Here is a 2,686-nt window from a genome sequence, read left to right on the forward strand (position 1 = left end):
CAGTACCGTGAGGGAAAGGCGAAAAGAACCCCGGAGAGGGGAGTGAAATAGATCCTGAAACCGTGTGCGTACAAGCAGTAGGAGCTCGAAAGAGTGACTGCGTACCTTTTGTATAATGGGTCAGCGACTTACTGTTCGTGGCAAGCTTAACCGTATAGGGGAGGCGAAGGGAAACCGAGTCTGATAAGGGCGCATAGTCGCGGGCAGTAGACCCGAAACCGGGTGATCTAGTCATGGCCAGGGTGAAGGTGCCGTAACAGGTACTGGAGGCCCGAACCCACGTCTGTTGCAAAAGACGGGGATGAGCTGTGATTAGGAGTGAAAAGCTAATCGAACCCGGAGATAGCTGGTTCTCCTCGAAAGCTATTTAGGTAGCGCCTCATATGTATCCTCTCGGGGGTAGAGCACTGTTATGGCTAGGGGGTCATCGCGACTTACCAAACCATTGCAAACTCCGAATACCGAGACGGACTGTATGGGAGACACACGGCGGGTGCTAACGTCCGTCGTGAAAAGGGAAACAACCCAGACCCACAGCTAAGGTCCCAAATTCACTGCTAAGTGGAAAACCATGTGGAAAGGCACAGACAGCCAGGAGGTTGGCTTAGAAGCAGCCACCCTTTAAAGAAAGCGTAATAGCTCACTGGTCGAGTCGGTCTGCGGGGAAGATTTAACGGGGCTAAGCAGTGAACCGAAGCTTGGGGTGTGCATATTTATATGTACGCGGTAGAGGAGCGTTCCGTAAGCCGTTGAAGGTGGATTGAGAAGTCTGCTGGAGGTATCGGAAGTGCGAATGCTGACATGAGTAACGATAATGCGGGTGAAAAACCCGCACGCCGAAAGCCCAAGGTTTCCTTGCGCAACGTTAATCGGCGCAGGGTGAGTCGGCCCCTAAGGCGAGGACGAAAGTCGTAGTCGATGGGAAGCAGGTTAATATTCCTGCACCTCGCGTAAGTGCGATGGAGGGACGGAGAAGGTTAGGTGTACCCGGCGTTGGTTGTCCGGGGGAAAGGCGGTAGGTTTGGATCTTTGGCAAATCCGGGATCCTTCAAGACCGAGCACCGAGACGAGTCTTTAAGACAAAGTCACTGATACCACGCTTCCAGGAAAAGCTCCTAAGCTTCAGCTTACGCAGACCGTACCGTAAACCGACACAGGTGGGTAGGATGAGAATTCTCAGGCGCTTGAGAGAACTCGGGTGAAGGAACTAGGCAACATGGCACCGTAACTTCGGGAGAAGGTGCGCCCTTTTTGGTGGCTCATGCGAGCTATAGCTGAAGAGGGCCGCAGAAACCAGGCCGCTGCGACTGTTTATCAAAAACACAGCACTCTGCAAACACGAAAGTGGACGTATAGGGTGTGACGCCTGCCCGGTGCTGGAAGGTTAATTGATGGGGTCAGCCGCAAGGCGAAGCTCTTGATCGAAGCCCCAGTAAACGGCGGCCGTAACTATAACGGTCCTAAGGTAGCGAAATTCCTTGTCGGGTAAGTTCCGACCTGCACGAATGGCGTAACGACAGCGGCGCTGTCTCCACCCGAGACTCAGTGAAATTGAAATCGCTGTGAAGATGCAGCGTTCCCGTGGCAAGACGGAAAGACCCCGTGAACCTTTACTATAGCTTTACACTGAACGTTGAGTTCGTCTGTGTAGGATAGGTGGGAGGCTATGAAACCATGGCGCTAGCTGTGGCGGAGCCATCCTTGAAATACCACCCTGTCGTGCTTGACGTTCTAACCTGGGCCCATTATCTGGGTCGGGGACCGTGTATGGTGGGTAGTTTGACTGGGGCGGTCTCCTCCTAAAGAGTAACGGAGGAGCTCGAAGGTACGCTCAGCGCGGTCGGACATCGCGCACTGTGTGCAAAGGCATAAGCGTGCTTGACTGCAAGATCGACGGATCAAGCAGGTAGGAAACTAGGACTTAGTGATCCGGTGGTTCTGTATGGAAGGGCCATCGCTCAACGGATAAAAGGTACTCCGGGGATAACAGGCTGATACCGCCCAAGAGTTCATATCGACGGCGGTGTTTGGCACCTCGATGTCGGCTCATCACATCCTGGGGCTGTAGTCGGTCCCAAGGGTATGGCTGTTCGCCATTTAAAGTGGTACGCGAGCTGGGTTCAGAACGTCGTGAGACAGTTCGGTCCCTATCTGCCATGGGCGTTGGAGATTTGAGAGGGGCTGCTCCTAGTACGAGAGGACCGGAGTGGACGAACCTCTGGTGTTCCGGTTGTCACGCCAGTGGCATTGCCGGGTAGCTATGTTCGGAAGCGATAACCGCTGAAAGCATCTAAGCGGGAAGCGCGCCTCAAGATGAGATCTCCCGGGGCACAAGCCCCCTGAAGGAACCATATAGACTATGTGGTTGATAGGTCAGGTGTGTAAGTACAGCAATGTATTGAGCTAACTGATACTAATGATCCGTGTGGCTTGACCATATAACCTCAAGTTGCCTTGGCCGACATGACATGTCGATAGAGCCCAAGTGCACGCTACGTCACAAGAACTATGAGAGGCAGGCGCCTGAATCCGTTGTTTGGATGGCGACGCTCCAACCGTCTCCCTGGTGAAATTAGCGCTGTGGAACCACCCGATCCCATCCCGAACTCGGAAGTGAAACGCAGCTGCGCCGATGGTAGTGTGGCTCAAGCCATGCGAGAGTAGGTCATCGCCAGGGTTTACACCC

The 2,686-nt window shown here is 53.9% G+C and carries 2 rRNA genes (1 of these 2 only partly in view); both read left to right on the forward strand.

The annotated features are described in order from the left end of the window. Nucleotides 1–2,438, forward strand: a 23S ribosomal RNA gene (locus ACQG3P_RS18830); it begins 441 nt to the left of the window's first position. Nucleotides 2,439–2,562: 124 nt separating this feature from the next. Continuing rightward, nucleotides 2,563–2,677: ribosomal RNA gene (rrf, locus tag ACQG3P_RS18835) — 5S ribosomal RNA — on the forward strand. The last annotated feature ends 9 nt before the right edge of the window (nucleotides 2,678–2,686 follow it).

This window comes from Stenotrophomonas sp. SrG (genome assembly GCF_050031795.1).
GTDB classification, from domain to species: Bacteria; Pseudomonadota; Gammaproteobacteria; order Xanthomonadales; family Xanthomonadaceae; genus Stenotrophomonas; species Stenotrophomonas rhizophila_A.